The organism is Streptomyces sp. NPDC041068 (assembly GCF_040647455.1).
GTDB lineage: Bacteria > Actinomycetota > Actinomycetes > Streptomycetales > Streptomycetaceae > Streptomyces.
Map to the genome: position 1 here is coordinate 285,701 of NZ_JBEZCG010000011.1, position 16,013 is coordinate 301,713.

At 72.1% G+C, this 16,013-nt stretch carries 15 protein-coding genes; 9 read left to right on the top strand and 6 right to left on the bottom strand.

All coding sequences use genetic code 11. From position 1 onward, the window contains the following. Window positions 1-252 precede the first annotated feature (252 nt). From AB0B50_RS26205 to AB0B50_RS26230, 6 genes are all read left to right on the top strand, one after another. On the top strand, window positions 253-960 hold the full coding sequence (locus AB0B50_RS26205; RefSeq protein ID WP_362336608.1) for a hypothetical protein: 708 nt from the start codon (window positions 253-255) through the stop codon (window positions 958-960). 111 nt (window positions 961-1,071) lie between these two features. After that, window positions 1,072-2,145 (top strand): proline racemase family protein, encoded by a 1,074-nt coding sequence (locus AB0B50_RS26210; protein WP_362336611.1) that lies wholly within the window; start codon window positions 1,072-1,074, stop codon window positions 2,143-2,145. Window positions 2,146-2,232: 87 nt separating this feature from the next. Next, window positions 2,233-2,400: a hypothetical protein gene (locus tag AB0B50_RS26215; RefSeq protein ID WP_362336614.1), complete on the top strand. Its 168-nt coding sequence runs from the start codon at window positions 2,233-2,235 to the stop codon at window positions 2,398-2,400. Window positions 2,401-2,571: 171 nt separating this feature from the next. Then, window positions 2,572-2,904 (top strand): hypothetical protein, encoded by a 333-nt coding sequence (locus tag AB0B50_RS26220; RefSeq protein WP_362336617.1) that lies wholly within the window; start codon window positions 2,572-2,574, stop codon window positions 2,902-2,904. 689 nt (window positions 2,905-3,593) lie between these two features. Next, the gene (locus tag AB0B50_RS26225; protein WP_362336619.1) at window positions 3,594-4,703 is read left to right on the top strand and encodes a PLP-dependent cysteine synthase family protein; all 1,110 of its coding nucleotides are present in this window, start codon (window positions 3,594-3,596) and stop codon (window positions 4,701-4,703) included. Next, a complete protein-coding gene (locus AB0B50_RS26230) occupies window positions 4,700-5,998 on the top strand; it encodes an MFS transporter (protein ID WP_362336622.1) in 1,299 nt (432 codons plus the stop codon). Before AB0B50_RS26225 ends, AB0B50_RS26230 begins: the two co-directional genes overlap by 4 nt. Before the next feature lie 81 nt (window positions 5,999-6,079). On the opposite strand, the gene AB0B50_RS26235 is transcribed toward AB0B50_RS26230, so the two are convergent. Next, entirely contained in the window at window positions 6,080-6,661 is a 582-nt protein-coding gene (locus AB0B50_RS26235; RefSeq protein WP_362336625.1) for a DinB family protein, read from the bottom strand. A gap of 96 nt (window positions 6,662-6,757) precedes the next feature. Further along, a complete protein-coding gene (locus tag AB0B50_RS26240) occupies window positions 6,758-7,600 on the bottom strand; it encodes a methyltransferase domain-containing protein (RefSeq protein WP_362336628.1) in 843 nt (280 codons plus the stop codon). Between the two features lie 161 nt (window positions 7,601-7,761). On the opposite strand from AB0B50_RS26240, the gene AB0B50_RS26245 reads away from it, so the two are divergent. Beyond that, window positions 7,762-8,346, top strand: a complete 585-nt coding sequence (locus tag AB0B50_RS26245; protein WP_362336631.1) for a TetR/AcrR family transcriptional regulator — start codon at window positions 7,762-7,764, stop codon at window positions 8,344-8,346. Window positions 8,347-8,365: 19 nt separating this feature from the next. Here AB0B50_RS26245 and AB0B50_RS26250 read toward each other — a convergent pair whose 3' ends face one another. From AB0B50_RS26250 to AB0B50_RS26260, 3 genes are all read right to left on the bottom strand, one after another. Then, the gene (locus AB0B50_RS26250; RefSeq protein WP_362336633.1) at window positions 8,366-9,574 is read right to left on the bottom strand and encodes an NAD(P)-binding domain-containing protein; all 1,209 of its coding nucleotides are present in this window, start codon (window positions 9,572-9,574) and stop codon (window positions 8,366-8,368) included. 139 nt (window positions 9,575-9,713) lie between these two features. Beyond that, the gene (locus AB0B50_RS26255; protein ID WP_362336636.1) at window positions 9,714-10,109 is read right to left on the bottom strand and encodes a hypothetical protein; all 396 of its coding nucleotides are present in this window, start codon (window positions 10,107-10,109) and stop codon (window positions 9,714-9,716) included. Window positions 10,110-10,367: 258 nt separating this feature from the next. Next, window positions 10,368-11,840 carry a penicillin-binding protein 2 gene (locus AB0B50_RS26260; protein WP_362336638.1) on the bottom strand — a complete coding sequence of 491 codons (1,473 nt, stop codon included), beginning with the start codon at window positions 11,838-11,840 and terminating at the stop codon, window positions 10,368-10,370. Window positions 11,841-11,955: 115 nt separating this feature from the next. Between AB0B50_RS26260 and AB0B50_RS26265 the strand changes: the two genes are divergently transcribed. After that, a complete protein-coding gene (locus AB0B50_RS26265) occupies window positions 11,956-12,900 on the top strand; it encodes a LysR family transcriptional regulator (RefSeq protein ID WP_362336641.1) in 945 nt (314 codons plus the stop codon). Next, window positions 12,897-13,799 (top strand): serine hydrolase, encoded by a 903-nt coding sequence (locus AB0B50_RS26270; protein ID WP_362336644.1) that lies wholly within the window; start codon window positions 12,897-12,899, stop codon window positions 13,797-13,799. Before AB0B50_RS26265 ends, AB0B50_RS26270 begins: the two co-directional genes overlap by 4 nt. 18 nt (window positions 13,800-13,817) lie before the next feature. On the opposite strand, the gene AB0B50_RS26275 is transcribed toward AB0B50_RS26270, so the two are convergent. Beyond that, complete coding sequence (locus AB0B50_RS26275) at window positions 13,818-15,941, bottom strand: MMPL family transporter (protein WP_362336647.1); 2,124 nt, start codon at window positions 15,939-15,941, stop codon at window positions 13,818-13,820. Window positions 15,942-16,013 lie beyond the last annotated feature (72 nt).

Here is a 16,013-nt window from a genome sequence, read left to right on the forward strand (position 1 = left end):
AAGCCCGCCCGCGCGTTCGTCCATGGCGGGGCTCCTTCGGTGTGCGTACAACCAGTCCTGGACGAAACAGTCCTGAGCCACCAGTCCTGAGCCACCAGTCCTGAGCCAACCGGTTCTGAGCCACGCGGTCCTGAGCGCCGCTCCAGGGAGTCGGCTCCAGCGAGGCGCGTGAGACCCCCCAGAGAGGAACGGCACATGTCCTTCCCGGTCCTTCGTCGATGCGCCGCGGTCGCCGCGGCAGCAGTGCTTGTCATGGTCACGTCGCAATCCGCGTCCGCGGACGTCGGGGGCGGCAACGTCTCGGTGAGCTGGCAGGTGGCGGGCGCCCCGTCCGCCGGGCTGACCGACCTCACCTTCCCCATCACCGTGAACCCCGCGACCGCCCACAAGAGCGGGATCTACTTCGCCCAGCAGTTCGGCTTCACCAACGCCCCGGACGTCGGATACACCGGCCTCCAGCCCCGCGCGAACAGCGGCGGAAGGGAAAGGCTGTCCGCCCGTTTCTCCAGCTTCGTCGCGGGGACCAAGACCTCCGACCCGCTCTGTCACGAGGGTGCGGACGGCGGGCCCGGCGTGACCTGTGCCGTGGACTTCGACGCCGTGTACGGCCACCGCTACGACATCACGGTGGAGCGCGGCGGCAGCGACACCTGGACCGGGACGGCGCGGGACACGGTCAGCGGCAAGGAGACCCACCTGGGGACCTGGACGCTGCCCGCGGGCAGCGGCAACATGCGGGGTTCCCAGGGCGGGTTCGTCGAGTACTACGCGGGGATTCCCGGCTGCGCCGAGATGCCCAGGTCCGACGTCGTCTTCGGTGGCCCCACCTCCACCGACGCGGGCGGCCTGACCGGCACGTCGCGGGCCAACTACGAGTACAGCGACTGTGTGGGGGAGTCGGGCTACCGGGCCGAGAACGTCGGGGCGGGGACGCACATCACCCGCGGCTTCGTGTCGTAGTGCGAGACAGGATGGCTGCTTGCTGGCGACCGCCCAACTCTCCCTCACCGACCGGTACTTGGCGGTGTTCCGGTTGGGCGGCATCAGAAGTGTGTGACATATTACTGACGCATGACGACCCTCGCCGCCACCGAACCCGCCCCCATGGCCATCCGCACCGTCGACTACCACGCCGGAGGTGAGCCCTTCCGCATCGTCGACACGGCCGCCGCCGGGCTGCCGCCGATCCCCGGGGACGGCGTGGCCGAGCGGCGCGCCACCGTCATCGGGCCCGGCGGGTCCGGCACCGCCCCGCGCCCCGGACCCGTCGACGACGTACGCAGGTTCCTGGTCCAGGAGCCGCGCGGGCACGCGGGCATGTACGGCGGGTTCGTCGTTCCGCCGGACGACGACGGCGCCCATCTGGGCGTGCTGTTCTGGCACAAGGACGGCTACTCGACCGCCTGCGGCCACGGCACGATGGCCCTCGGCGCGTGGGCGGTCGACTCGGGGCTCGTCGTCGCCCCCGACGAAGGGGACGTCCAGGTCCGCATCGACGTGCCGTCGGGGCGCGTCACCGCGACCGTGCACCGCGTCGCGGGCCGCACCAGCGGCGTGACCTTCCGCAACGTCCCGGCCCGTGTCACCGCCCGCGGGGTGCCCGTGACCACCGGCCTCGGCGCGGTGGGCGTCGACATCGCGTACGCCGGTGCCTGCTACGCCTCGGTCGCCGTGCGCGATCTGGGGCTGACCGTCGACCGGGCCTCGCTGCCCGCGCTGCTCGCGGCCGGCGGGGAGATCCGCGCCGCCCTGGGCGCCCACCCCGCCACCCGGCATCCGGACGGGCCGCTCCTCTCGGGCGTCTACGGCGTGATCTTTCACGAGGACCTCCCCGACTCCCCCGACGGGCCGCGCCAGCGCAACGTCACGGTGTTCGCCGACGGGCAGATCGACCGCTCGCCCTGCGGCTCCGGTACCTCGGCCCGGCTCGCCCTGCTCGCGGACGAGGGGCGCCTGGGGGACGGACTCGACCTGACGCTGACTCACGAGTCCATCGTGGGAACGGTGTTCACCGGCCGGGTCGTCCCTTCGGTGAGCGCGGCGGACGGCCTCGTCACCGACGTCACCGGTACCACCCACCGCACCGGCGAGCACCGGTTCACCCTGGATCCGTACGACACCCTCGGCGCGGGGTTCCCGCTGTGACCGCCGCCCGGCCCCGCGGGACGGCCCAGGGAAGCCGAAGGGCCCGACCCTGAATGGTCAATACCCCCAAGGGGTATGCTGTGGCCCATGGAACTCATGATCAAGCAGATCGCTTCCGGTGGTGCGTCCGGCTCCTGCTCCAAGGTCGGCGGGCTCGGCTCCGTCGAGCTGGTGCTGCTCCGGCAGGTGTTCGGGCTGTGCCTTCGGTTGAGTGTTCGCATCTCGGGTGACTGCCCTGTGGGCAAGGGGAGTTGAGGGGCGGTTCATGGTGAGGGTGTGCGTGGGTGGCTTGTTCACGCTGTGTTCTTGTGGGTCGGGATGTCGGGGTCCGCGAGATCGGGTTAGTATCACGGCGTGATTACGGCCTGGTCTCCTCCCGGTACACGGCGGAGCCGCTCGACAGCGGTTCTGTGCCGGGTTGTGGGGTTGGGTCTGTTCGTCTTCTGCCTGGTGTTCACGCACGTGGCCGACCCGGATGTCACGGGCCGTCACCTCGTCGCCGAGAGCGCTGTGGCCGGGGAGCCGGGCGGGCTGCACGCTCCGGGCGGGCATCACCACGACCACCGGCAGCACGCCGTCGAGGAGTGCGCCCTCGGGCAGCCCCCGCAAGGCCCCGATGTGGACACGCCCTGCCTCTCCCCGCTCGACTCGAACCGGCGCGACGGGGCGCCCGCGCTGACGGGCGCCTCGCATCGGGCCGGACGGGACTTCGTGGTCCCGATAGCGCACGCCGCGGATTGCACGATCCTGCGCATCTAGGTCGACGTCGGAGCTGTTCTCCGAGCTCTTCTCCGAATGTTTCTCCGAGCTCTTATCTGAACTTGCCCAATTCCAGCGGTGGTTGACCGACCCGGAGTCATGTCCGGGCCCGGCTCCGCGCCGTCGGCGGGTTCATCGCGTCCGACCTCCCGCGCACGGCGCCGCATGTGAGCGCGGCGCGGGGGCGGTTGGCGGTACCGCACTGCTCACCACACCCCTCACCGCGCGGAGGTTCTGTGCTGCCTCGCCTGTGTCTTCATGCCGCGTTGCACATCTTGCTGCTCATGCTGCTCACATGCCTCAGTGGCGGCCTCCACGCACCTGCAGAGATTCACGGGGGGCAGCGCGTGGTTCTCGACGCGCCTGCCTCCCCGGACCACTGCCATGAGCCCGGCCCCGAGGCCGCCGTCCAGTCGTCGGCCCGTGTCCTTCCGCTCGTGGCCGCCGTGACGTCGGAGTCGCCGACGGACCCGGTGGACACCCCCGTGCTCCGCACAGCGAGCACCGCACCGAAGGCGGTTCCCGGCGGAGGACGGTCTGCCCTCAACTCTCTCTGTCGATGGCGCATATAGGAGCCGCCCAGCGGCCGGCGCCCTCTGCCGGACCGCCGCGCGCCGCGCCCTCCCGGCGGCGCGCGAGACGAGCGTCCCCATGCGTCCACACCGACCGAGAGCGAAGAAGCGAAAGAGATGAACTCTCCCACCGCGCACGACTTCATCCCTGCCGGGTCCACCCTGCCCGGCCTCGTCGGCAACACACCTGTTCTGCACGTCTCCCGGCCCTTCACCCCGCCCGGACGGGGCTTCTGGGCCAAGCTGGAGGGCTTCAACCCCGGCGGCATCAAGGACCGCCCCGCACTGCACATGGTCGAACGCGCCCGCGCCCGCGGTGACGTGAAGCCCGGCTGCCGCATCGTCGAGTCGACGAGCGGCACCCTCGGCCTCGGTCTCGCACTGGCCGGAACGGTTCACCGGCACCCCGTCACCCTGGTCACCGACCCCGGCCTGGAAGCCTCCATGATCCGGCTGCTCGCCGCCTACGGAGCCACCGTCGACATGGTGCCCGAGCCGCACCCGACGGGAGGCTGGCAGCAGGCCCGCCGCGACCGCGTCGCCGAACTCCTCGCGGAACACCCCGGCTCGTGGTGCCCCGACCAGTACAACAACCCCGACAACGTCACCGCCTACACCCCGCTCGCCCTCGAACTCGCCGCGCAGATCGGCCACATCGACGTCCTCGTGTGCAGCGTCGGCACCGGCGGGCACTCCGCGGGCATCTCCCGGGTCCTGCGGCAGCTCTACCCCGAACTGAGCCTGGTCGGCGTGGACACCGTCGGCTCGACCATCTTCGGCCAGCCCGCGAGGACCAGGCTCATGCGCGGCCTGGGGTCGAGCATCTACCCGCGCAACGTCGCGTACGAGAACTTCAGCGAGGTGCACTGGGTCTCGCCCGCCGAATCCGTCTGGGCCTGCAGGCAGTTGGCCACCTCCCACTACGCGACCGGTGGCTGGAGCGTCGGCGCTGTCGCGCTCGTGGCGGGCTGGCTCGCCCGGACGCTGCCCCGGGACACACGCATCGTCGCGGTCTTCCCCGACGGGCCCCAGCGCTATCTGGAAACGGTGTACGACGACGAATTCTGCGCCCGGCACGGCCTGTTGGACCTGCCCCCGGCGCCCGAGCCGGACGTGGTGGGCCGCCCCGACGAGAAGGAGGTCACCCGCTGGACCCGCTGCTCGACCGTCCACGATCCGATGCTCGCCCTGCCCGGGGGCGCGGACGTCGAGGGTGAGGCGCGGTGAAGACGACCCTCACGCAGCTGCGGTCCTACGACCGGAGCGTCCAGCTGCTCCTGATCAATCAGTTCACCATCAACCTCGGCTTCTACATGCTGATGCCGTATCTGGCGCAGCACCTGTCCGGCACCCTGGGCCTCGCGGGCTGGCTCGTCGGACTCGTCCTCGGCGTGCGGAACTTCAGCCAGCAGGGCATGTTCCTCGTCGGCGGCACCCTCGCCGACCGGTTCGGCTACAAGCCGCTGATCGTCGCCGGATGCGTCCTGCGCACCGTCGGCTTCGCGACGCTCGGACTCGTCGACTCGGTCCTCGCGCTGATCGTCGCCTCGGCGGCCGCCGGCTTCGCGGGAGCGCTGTTCAACCCCGCGGTGCGGGCCTATCTCGCCGCCGACGCGGGGGAGCGCCGCGTGGAGGCCTTCGCGCTGTTCAACGTCTTCTACCAGGCGGGCATCCTGCTCGGCCCGCTGGTGGGCATGCTCCTGACGGGGGTCGACTTCAGGATCACCTGCGTCGTCGCGGCGGCCGTCTTCGCGCTGCTGAGCGTCGTGCAGATCCGGTCGCTGCCCGCCCGCAGGGGGAACGACGCGGAGGACCGTGGCAAGGGCGCCGGGCAGGGGATCCTCGCGCAGTGGCGCAGCGTCGTAGGCAACCGGCCGTTCCTGCTCTTCTCGACGGCCATGATCGGCTCGTACGTCCTGACCTTCCAGGTGTATCTGGCGCTGCCGCTGGAGGTGAAACGCCTGGGCGGCGGCGGGCGGTTCGGCACCGTGGCCGTTGCCCTGCTCTTCGCCGTGTCGGGGCTCACCACGATCCTCGCGCAGACCCGCGTGACCGCCCGGTGCAAGGAGCGGCTGACGGCGGGATCGGCCTTGGCCTGGGGGTTGTTGACGATGGGTCTGGCGTTCGTGCCGCTGCTCGCGGCGACGGCGGTGCCCGTGCCCGACGGGGGAGCGGGGCGCTGGCTGCTTGCCGCGGTCCCGCCGATGCTGGCGGCGCTGCTGCTCGCCCTGGGCACGATGATCGCGTACCCCTTCGAGATGGACACCATCGTCCAGCTCTCGGGGGACCGCCTCGTCGCCACGCACTACGGCTTCTACAACACCATCTGCGGCGTCGGCATCACCTTGGGCAATCTGCTCACGGGTGCCTCCCTCGACGCGGCGCGCGAGGCCGGCATGTCGGCACTGCCCTGGCTCGCGCTGCTCGTCCTCGGCCTGGCCTGCGCGGGATCCCTGTACGCACTGCACCGTGCGGGGCGCCTGAGCGGCACGGCTCCTGAGGTCCAACCCGCCGTGGCCTGAGAAGATCTGAGGGAACCTCAGGGAAACGGTGCGACCGGCGCGCGCGACTGTTCTTCCGCGCGCGCCGGTCGTCGGCGGCCGTCAGGCACCGGCCTGCCTCGCCGCGCGCTCCACCCGGTCGCGATGGTCCCGCCACCACGCCGCGTCGCGGGGCGGCATGTTGTCGCTGCCGTCCCGCAATCCGGTGGTCCCGTCGATCAACTCCCGTACGACATCGGCATGTCCGGCATGGCGCTGCGTTTCGGCGATCATGTGTACGAGGATGCGGTGCAGAGTGAACTCGGGTTGCTCGTCCGTCGGCAGCCGGCCGACGGCGTCGAGCTCCAGTGCGTCGATCGTCGTGTCCGAGTGGGTCCACACCGAGTGGTAGAGGCCGACGATTCGCTCCCGGGACTCGTCGGCCCTCGCCCACAGGTCGGAGTTCGTCTCCGCGTCCCCCGTGATCCACAGGCCGGGCGCGTCGAACGGCCGCCCGAAGGTGGCGCCGAAGTACAGCGCATCCGCGCTGGTCACGTGCTTGACCAGGCCGAGCAGATTGGTGCCTGTCGGTGTCAGGGGGCGGCGTATGTCGAACTCCGAGAGGCCCTCCAGCTTCCGGAGCAGTACGTCGCGTGCGTCTTGGAGGTAGATCTGGAGGTCGGCCTTGAGGTCTGATCCGGTCATGGGGGGGAGTCTGCCGCCCACGCGATCTTCGCTCACCGTATTTGCGGGCGGGGCTACGCGATTTACGGGCGGGGCTACGCGATGCCTCGGCCGGTGTCACGGCCGGACGGCGGTCACCAGCAGGGCCGTGCTGCGCAGCCGCAGCGTGCCGTCCGCCTCGTGAGGGCGCAGATGCTCCGTCAGGCGTCGGCGGGCCCGGTCCTCGACCTCGGGTGCCACCTGGCCGGTCAGATGGTGTCCGGGGCCGGAGCCGAGGAGGAAGTCGGCGGCGTCGGCCGCGTCCCGCCCCCACACTCCGTACGTCTCCACACGCGCCGCCCGGACGTGCCCGAACCCGGCGGCGACCAGCACCCCGCGGGTCCTGTCGACGTCCGCGAGCGAGAACATGCCGGGCCCGCCGGGCTCGCCGAAGCCTCCGACGGGAAGGATGTCGCGCAGCGCCGCGAACGCCTGGAGCCATTCGTTGTCCTCGGGGTACGCACCGCAGATGAACGCGGCCCGCCCGCCGGGCCGCAGCGCCCGCAGGATGTTCCCGAAGCCGGCCACGGGATCCGTGAAGAACAGCACGCCGTAGCGGCTGATCGCGATGTCGCGCGAGGCCGGTGCCAAGGTGTGTACCTGGGCGTCGCCCTGCTCGAAGGAGATGTTGCACAGGCCCTCCTGCTCGGCGGTCCTGCGGGCGCGCGCCAGCATGGGAGCGGACAGGTCGAGCCCCAGGGCGTGGCCGCCGATCGCCCGGCGCGCGGCGAGCCGGGTGGTCTGCCCCGCCCCGCAGCCGACGTCCAGGACGTGGTCGTTCTCCCCGATCGAAGCGGCCTCCAGGAGTGGGGAGTTGAAGCCGGCGTTGACCGCGTCCCAGCGGTCCTGGTTGTCGGCCCAGTGTTCTCCCTCGTAACCGTTCCATGCCTGGGCCTGCTCGGTGTTGACGATCTTCGGCACGCTGTACCCCCTGCGTGGTCAAGGCGCCCGCGGGATAGAATGGGCGCTCGCCCAAACAGTATGGGCGAGTGCCCATTCTGGCAATGGTGGAATGGGTGAACCCGTGAACTCGCCCTGTGCGTAGACCTGTTCTGTCCGTGCACTCGCCCCAGGAGAAGCCCATGTCACCCCGTGGAGTTGCGATCCCCGACCTGCGCGAGCGGCTCTTCGGCGCCGCGGAGCGGATCGTCGCCCGCGACGGCGTCGCGGCCCTGACCAGCAGGGCCGTCACCGCCGAGGCGGACTGCGCCAAGGGCGTGCTGCACACGCACTTCGGCGGTGTGGACGCGTTCGTCGCCGAGCTGGTGCTCGACCGGTTCGCGCGCGCCGCGGCCGACGCCCAGGGGCTGCCGGGGAGGGCGGGCCTCGGCACCGTGGCGGAGAACCTGGCCGCGGTCGCGCTCGGCCTCCTGGACTCCCTCGACCCTCGGATCGTCGGCCTCGCCATGACCAGCAACGGCACCTCGCAGCGCATCCGCGACGCGATGGCCGAGGGCGCGCCGGGCTTCGGCGCGATCCAGGACGCGCTCACCGCCTATCTGGACGCCGAGGTGGAGCTCGGGCGCCTCGCGCAGGGCACCGATACGGCGGCGACGGCGCTCGCGCTGGTCGGCACCGTCCACCACCTCCTGATGACCGGCTGGGCCGGCGCGCCGGACCCGTGCGAGCAGACGGAGCGGCTGGTGGCGCTGCTCGTGCCGCGCTGAACCGGCGTACCGGTGGGCTTCAGTCGTCGCAGTGCGCGGCCACCGATGAGGTCACACGCGGTGACGCGAACCGGGTCCCGCAGACGAAGCGCAGCAGGGGCCCGAAGGTCGCCGCCGCCGATGCGCCGGTGAAGTACAGGCCCGGCACGCTGGAGGCGAACCCCTTGTCCAGGAGCGGAGATCCGCCGGTCCTGGACAGCGACGCCTGGAGCTCGGGGGAGAGGAAGTCCAGGGCTTCGACGTCGACGCGGTAGCCCGTGGCGGCAAGGACGTGGTCGGTCTCGACGGTGTCCTGGCTCCCGTCCGCCGCCGTGGTCCGCAGGGTGACGCCGTCCGCGTACGCATCGGCCGCGGTGATGGACCGCTGCGCGAGGACGGGCACCCGGTCCTCGAGCCGCGCCTTGAGCCACCACGCACCGCGCGGTCCCAACACGCGCTGGACGAGCCGGAGTCGGGCGGCCGCGGGCAGATGGCGGAACGCGGCGGCATGGCGGGCGAAGCGGTACAGCCCGCCGGGCCGGTCCTCCGGGAGGCCCGGGGTGCGGCGCGCACGGGTCGGCGGCGCGGCCCCGAACCGTACCCCCGCGCCGCGTGCGAGCACCTGGACGTCGGCACCCGCCTCGCGCAGCAGCGCGGCGCTCTCCAGGGCGGACTGACCCGCCCCGACGACGGTCACACGGCGCCCGGTGAACCGCGTCGGATCGGTGTGCTGCGAGCTGTGCGAGATCGGGCCCAGCGCGGAGGGGCCCTCGGGCGCGGCCGCGACGAGCGGTTCGGGGAGGTGCGCGAAGCCCGAGCGGCCGGTGGCCACGACCACGGCGGCGGCCCGGAACTCCTCGCCCGAGGAGAGCTTGACGCGGAAGCCGTCCGGGACCCGGTCGACCACGGCCACCCTCTCGTCCTCGACGCGGGGCACAAGACGCTCCTGGAACCACTTGCCGTAGCGGATGAACAGGTCCACGGGCACCGGGTCGTGGGCGCCGAGCCGGGGCTCGCCGCCGGCCTCGCGGCAGTAGGCGTCGAGTGTGAAGCCCTCGCGCGGCGCGGCGAGGGCGGAGGCGGCGGACGGCGACTTGAGGAGCGTACCGGCGGGCATGTGACGGGCCCAGCTCGCCATGGGCGAGCCGAAGACCCGGACGGACAGGCCGCGCGCCCGCAGGTGGGCGGCGGTGGACAGGCCGTACGGGCCCGCCCCGATGACGACGGTCGTGGACATGGTGGTGGCCATGGGGGTCCCTCCTGGGCGCCGTCGTCCCTCGTGCTCCCTCAGGGGCGGGGCACGGGTGCGGCGCCGACATCGGCTGGGGTGGCGAACGCGCGGAAGCGGGCATGCCGCGGCCGCTCCCGTCCCCGTGCCTCGGCACGGTTCAGACGGCGAGCGGCGGATGGGCGGGCGGACCCCGCCGTACGAGCGCGTCCGCGAGGAGGAGACGCGGGAGCGGTGACGCGTGGGCCGGGCCCGTGGGAAGGGGCGGGGCCGGACGCGGCGGCGGAAGCGTGAACGGACCGCGCGCCGGGCGGAACAGACGTGCCAAGGCGCCGTACGCCGAGCGGAGTTCGCGGCCGACGCGCCGCAGGACGCCATGGCGGGCGGTGTCGACCGGGACGCCATGGGCCAGTTGGAGCCGCCACCACCGACAGACGACGGTGAGGAGGGTGCCCGCGAGGAAGAGGACCGCGGTCCGTGCCGCCGCCGTCGGCGACGCAGGCCGTACCCGGCCGCCGCGCGGCCGAGAACGAAGCACCGGACCCGAAGTCTCCATGACGCACCCATGATGGTGTCTGCGCCCGCCGCTGTCGACCTCGGAGCGGGCGGCGGAGGCCGCAATGCGAGCGGTGCGCAAGGGAGTTGGGCGGCCCTGCCACGCGGGGCGCCGTCGCCCCGAGAGGGGCTTGGTGAGTCCGGTGCGGTGCGGCAGTGCTCCGAAGCGGCGCGGGCCGGGACACGTGCGGCTCCGCCGCGCGGGCGCGACCAGCCACGCCGCACCCGCGGCGGGCGCGCCGGAATGTCGGCGGAGCGCTCAGCGCTTGAGCACCGCCTCCATGACCGCCTTCGCGATCGGCGCTCCGAGCCGGCCGCCCGCGATCTCCGAGCGGGAGATGTCCATGTCCTCGGGGTCGACCAGGACGGCGACCGCGACGGGCGAGCTGCCGTCGGCCTGCTTGGCGTACGAGACGAACCAGGCGTACGGCCGCTCGTCGCGGACGTCGGCGCCGTGCTGGGCGGTGCCGGGCTTGCCGCCGACCGTGACGCCCTCCATCCGCACCTTGTCCGCCGTGCCGTCGGTCACCGTGTGCTCCATCATCGCCTGCACCTTCTTCGCGGTGTCCGCGGAGACGGCCTGGTTCAGCACCTCGGGCTCGGACTTCTCGATCACCGCCAGGTCGGGGCCGCGCAGTTCGTCCACCATGTACGGCTTCATCACCTTGCCGTCGTTGGCGAGCCCGGCGACGGTCATCGCCATCTGCAGCGGGGTGCTCGTCACGCTGCCCTGTCCCATGCCGGTCAGCGCGGTCTGCGGCTTGTCCAGCTGCTCCGGGTAGGTGCTGGCCGCCGAGCGCACGGGCGTGAACTGCTCTTCGTTGAAGCCGAACTTCTCGGCCGTCTCGCGCATCTTGTCCTTGCCGGTCTTCAGCGCCGCGTCGAGGAAGACGTTGTTGCAGGACCACTGCATGGCGGTCTTCAAGGACACCTTGTCGCACATGGAGTTCGGGACGACGTTGCCGATCTCGGTGGTGCTCAGCGGCAGCCGGTAGGGGGCGCGGGCACCGGACTTGGCGTCGATGTCGGTGATGGTGCCGTGCTCCAGGGCGGCGGCCGCGGTGAGGATCTTGAAGGTCGACCCCGGCGGGTAGGTCTCGCGCGTCGCCCGGTTGTTGAGCGGCTTGTCCTTCCGCTTGTCCAGCTTCTGGAAGGCCTCGCTCTCCTTGCGGGAGATGCCGGCGAACACCGACGGGTCGTACGAGGGCGTGCTCGCCATCGCGAGGATCTTGCCGCTGCGCGGATCGAGGGCGACCACCGCGCCCTTGGCGTCCAGATCGGTGAGGCCCTTGTACGCGGCCTTCTGCGCCTTGGGGTCGATGGTGGTGATGACGTCGCCGGGCCGCGGCTTCTCGCCGGTCAGTACGTCCAGGGGGCCGCCGAGGAGCCTGCGGTCCTTGCCGCTGAGCACGTCGTTCTCGACGCCTTCGAGGAACGTCGAGCCCTGGGCCTGCGAGAAGTAGCCGGTGATCGGCGCGTACATCGGGCCGTTCTTGAACACGCGCTTGTACTTGAAGTTCGAACCCGGTGTCGCCACGGACCCGGTGATCGGGTCGCCGCCGACGATGATGTCGCCCCGCGGCTGACCGAACGCGTCGATCTTGACGCGCAGGTTGCGCTCGTGCGAGGCCAGATCCTCGCTCCTGGCGAACTGCACCCAGGTGGCGCGCACCAGCAGGGACATCACCAGGACCCCGCAGAAGACGGCTATGTGCCTCATTGTCCTGTTCATTGCCTGATGAGAGCAGTTCCGTCTTGCAGATGTCCAAGATGGATATGGTCACCGTAATCATCAATCTGGGATATCGTTCCTGCTCGTGGACCTGATACTGCACCTGAGGTGCTTTGTGGCTGTTGCAGAAGAGTCACATTTCGGTCGAGCCGCGGCCCGCCTCGGTACGGCCCAGCCACCCCTGTCTCAGCGCATCCAGCGCCTGGAGCGCGAGCTGGGGGTGCGGCTCTTCGAGCGCAACAGCCGCCAGGTGACCATCACCAAGGGCGGCACGCTCCTCCTCGACGAGGCCCGCGAACTCCTCGCCCGCGCCGAGGCGCTGATGGCCACGAGCCGCCGCATCCGGGACGGCGACGCGGGCCTGCTGCGCGCCGCGCTGCCGCCCGACATCGCGGGCGAGACCGTCGCCGAGATCCTCGCGGAGTTCCAGCGCCGTCACGAGGGCGTGGAACTGGAGCTGCACGAACTCCCCACCGCCGAACAGCTCGCCCGCCTCGCCTCGCACGACCTGGACGTGGGGCTCATCCACCACCCCTGCGACGTCACGGGCCTCGGACTCGGCCCGGTCCTGCGCCGCGAGCTGGGCGTGCTGCTGCCGCGCGAGGCACCGGCCGCGGCCCTGGCGGAGGTCCCGCTCACCGCCCTGCGCGACCACGACCTGATCCTCTTCCCCCGGGCCAACGCCCCCGCCCTCCACGACGACCTCCTGACCACCTGCGCCCGCAACGGCTACACCCCCGCCGCCATCCGGCACGGCCAGGGCACCAGCTTCATCCGCGGCCTGATCCGCTCCGCGGGCTCCGTCGCCTTCAGGCCGCGCGAGGCCCGCCCCGCGGACGCGGCGGGCGACGACCCGGACATCGTGTGGCGCCCCCTGGCCGGTGCGCCCCTGGCCCTGCGCAGCTCGGTGGCCTGGCCTCAGGGGCGCAGTGACGCCGCCGTCACCGCCTTCGCCGAGGCGACCACGCACGCCATGTGGAAAACTGCCGCGGTGACCACCGACGTGCCGGCGAACTCCCGCCCGGTCCATCTGCGCCCGGCGGCGGAGTACTACCTGTGACCAACACCCGCGGCCTCCTGCGCGAGGCCTTCGCCGCGGCGGGCGTCACGGGCCGGCTGCACGCCCTGGACATCGACTCCGGCGCGGAGCTCGACGACGGCGCGGACCAGCCGGTCGTCACCGCCAGCGTGCACAAGCTCTGCCTGCTCCTCACGCTCCACCAGCAGGCCGCGGCCGGACAGTTGGACCTCACCGAGCAGATCGAGTGCCCCGCCGACGGGCGCACCCCGGGGCCCACGGGGCTCGCGGCGATGCTCGACCCCGTCCGCATGTCCCTGCGCGACGTCGCCTTCCTGATGATGGCCGTCAGCGACAACACCGCGGCCGACCTCCTCCTGGAGCGCGTCGGCCTCGATGCCGTGAACGCCACCACGGACCGGCTCGGCCTCGACCGCACCCACGCCACGCACGGCTTCAGCGAACTCCTCGCCACCGTCAAGGAGGACGCGGGCCCCGGCGGCGCGCAGGCCCTGGCCGATCCGCACGTCATCGCGCGGCTGCGGGCGCTCGACCCGGCCCGCACCAACCGCAGCACGCCGCGCGACATGACCCGGCTGCTCGGCGCCGTCTGGCGCGACGAGGCCTGCACGCCCGAGCACGGCGCGGCGATGCGCCGCCTGCTCGGCCTGCAGGTCTGGCCGCACCGGATGGCATCGGGCTTCCCCTTCGACGACGTGCACGTCGCGGGCAAGACCGGCAGCCTTCCCACCCTGCGCAACGAAGTGGGCGTCATCGAATACCCCGACGGCGGGCGCTACGCCGTCGCGGTCTTCACTCGCGCCGCGAGCACCGCCGCCGTCCTGCCCGCGGCCGACGCCGTCATCGGCACCGCGGCCCGTATCGCCGTCGACGCGCTGCGCGCACAGCCCGCGCGGCCCACGCGCGAGGGGGCCGGCTGACGCCGACCCCCTCCCGGCTCACGCCGGTTCGTGTGCCGTGGTCCGCGGCTCGGACGGCGCCCGGTCGTCGGCCCCGTCGCCGTCGCGCCGTCGGCCCAGCGCGTCGAAGAGCCTGCCGGGCCACCAGAACCACCGGCCCAGGTCCAGGGCGAGGGCGGGCACCAGGACCGTACGCACGAGGAAGGTGTCCAGCAGGACGCCGAGGCCGACGATCACGCCCATCTGGGCCATGGTCACCAGCGGCAGCCCAGCGAAGACCGCGAACGTCGCCGCGAGCACGATGCCCGCGGAGGTGATCACGCCTCCCGTGCTCGTCAGGCCCTCCAGCACACCGCGGGTGTGGCCCAGGCGCGCGACCTCCTCGCGCACGCGGTGCATCAGAAAGATGTTGTAGTCGATGCCGAGCGCCACCAGGAAGACGAAGCCCATCAGCGGGATCGACCAGTCCACCCCCGCGAAGCCGAGGACGTGCTCGAAGAGCATGTTCGACGTGCCGAGCGCGGCGAAGTACGACAGGACGACCGTGGCCAGGAGCAGCAGCGGCGCGACCAGGGCCCGCAACAGACCGATCAGGACGACGAGTACGACGAGCAGGACGATCGGGATCACCGTGCTCAGGTCCCTGTCGGCGGCCCGCTGGGTGTCGAGGGTCTGCGCGGTGGTGCCGCCGACGAGGGCGTCCGCGCCGTCGACCGCGTGGACGGCGTCCCGCAGGGCGTCGACGGTGTTTTTGGCGGCCCGACTGTCCGGGGCGTCCTTCAACACCACGGAGAGCTGGGCCAGTCGGCCGTCGGGCGTGCGGTCGCCGCCGGGTTCGACCCGGGCCACTCCCTCGACGCCGGAGGCGGCCGCCCTGACCTGCGCGGCCTTGGCGGAGGTGGTGACGATCTTGGCGGGGTCGGAGGCGCCCGACGGGTAGTGGGCGGCGATCCTCTCCTGGGCGGTCACCGACTCGGGCTTGTCCTGGAACATCTCGGACTGGGTGAGACCCAGGGTGATGCCGGTCGCGCTGAGTGCCAGGACGCCGGTCACGGCGACGGACATCATCCACGACCAGCGGGGACGGTGCGCGACCGTGGTCCCGACGCGCGACCAGACCGTGCGCTCCTTGCGCGCGGGGGTGCCGTGCCGTGGCACGAACGGCCAGAAGACCCAGCGGCCCGCGACGACGAGCAGCGCGGGCAGCACGGTGATCATCGCGAGGAACGCGCAGACCACACCGACCGCGCCGACGAGGCCCAGCGAGCGCGAGGAGTTGATGTCGGCGAAGGCCAGACAGGCCAGGCCGACCGCGATGGTGCCCGCCGACGCGAGGATCGCCGGGCCCGAGCGGCGCAGGGCGATCCGCATCGCCGTGTGCCGGTCCTCGTGGCGGTGCAACTCCTCGCGGTAGCGGGCGATGAGCAGCAGCGCGTAGTCCGTACCGACGCCGAAGACGAGGACCATCAGGATGCCCGCGCTCTGCGGATCGACGGGCAGCCCGGCGTACTTCGCCAGAGCGTACGTACCCACCTGCGTGAGCACCGCGGCGAAGGCGACGGAGAGCAGCGGGAAGAGCCACAGGATCGGGCTGCGGTACGTGAGGAGGAGCAGGACGGCGACGACCGCCCCCGTGGCGATCATCAGGGTCGAGTCCAGGCTGTCGAAGACGGCGACCTGGTCGGTCAACGAGCCCGCGGGGCCGCCGACTTCGACGTCCACGCCCGGCGGCGCGTGCGCGTCGGCGATGCGGCGCAGCTCGTCGATCGTGTCCGTGATCTCGTCCTCGGTGTCCAGCGGTACGACCCTGAGGAGGGCCTTGCCGTCGTCGGACGGCACGGGCGGCCTGACGCGCTCGCCGTCCGCGGCGAGCTTCTGGAAGGCGCTCGTGTCGGCCGTCGCCTTCTCGCGGGCGCCCTCGCCGGTGTAGACGACGACCGCGGGCATGACCGTGTCGGCGTGGAACTCCTCAAGGGCCGTGTTGACCCGCGCCGACTCGGCGCCCCGCGGCAGGAAGGCGTTGGCGCTGGAGTCCTCGACGTCGCCGAGCTTGCCCGCCAGCGGGCCGAGGGCCACGGCGAGGATCAGCCAGGCGGCGAGCACGAGCCATTTGGCGCGCCGTCCCGAGGGGGCACGGGCGATGCGCTGGAACAGCGGACGCATGAGTAGTCTCCTTGTGAGGTGAGCGCGCCGCCGGTCGCATCGACCGGCACGAGGCGCACGGGACCCGCACCG

Coding starts and splice junctions, on each gene's coding strand:
- AB0B50_RS26245 (WP_362336631.1), top strand. CDS start 7,762: ATGTCACCCCGTGGAGTTGCGATCCCCGACCTGCGCGAGCGGCTCTTC.
- AB0B50_RS26275 (WP_362336647.1), bottom strand. CDS start 15,941: ATGCGTCCGCTGTTCCAGCGCATCGCCCGTGCCCCCTCGGGACGGCGC.
- AB0B50_RS26235 (WP_362336625.1), bottom strand. CDS start 6,661: ATGACCGGATCAGACCTCAAGGCCGACCTCCAGATCTACCTCCAAGAC.
- AB0B50_RS26225 (WP_362336619.1), top strand. CDS start 3,594: ATGAACTCTCCCACCGCGCACGACTTCATCCCTGCCGGGTCCACCCTG.
- AB0B50_RS26260 (WP_362336638.1), bottom strand. CDS start 11,840: ATGAACAGGACAATGAGGCACATAGCCGTCTTCTGCGGGGTCCTGGTG.
- AB0B50_RS26210 (WP_362336611.1), top strand. CDS start 1,072: ATGACGACCCTCGCCGCCACCGAACCCGCCCCCATGGCCATCCGCACC.
- AB0B50_RS26255 (WP_362336636.1), bottom strand. CDS start 10,109: ATGGAGACTTCGGGTCCGGTGCTTCGTTCTCGGCCGCGCGGCGGCCGG.
- AB0B50_RS26250 (WP_362336633.1), bottom strand. CDS start 9,574: ATGGCCACCACCATGTCCACGACCGTCGTCATCGGGGCGGGCCCGTAC.
- AB0B50_RS26205 (WP_362336608.1), top strand. CDS start 253: ATGGTCACGTCGCAATCCGCGTCCGCGGACGTCGGGGGCGGCAACGTC.
- AB0B50_RS26215 (WP_362336614.1), top strand. CDS start 2,233: ATGGAACTCATGATCAAGCAGATCGCTTCCGGTGGTGCGTCCGGCTCC.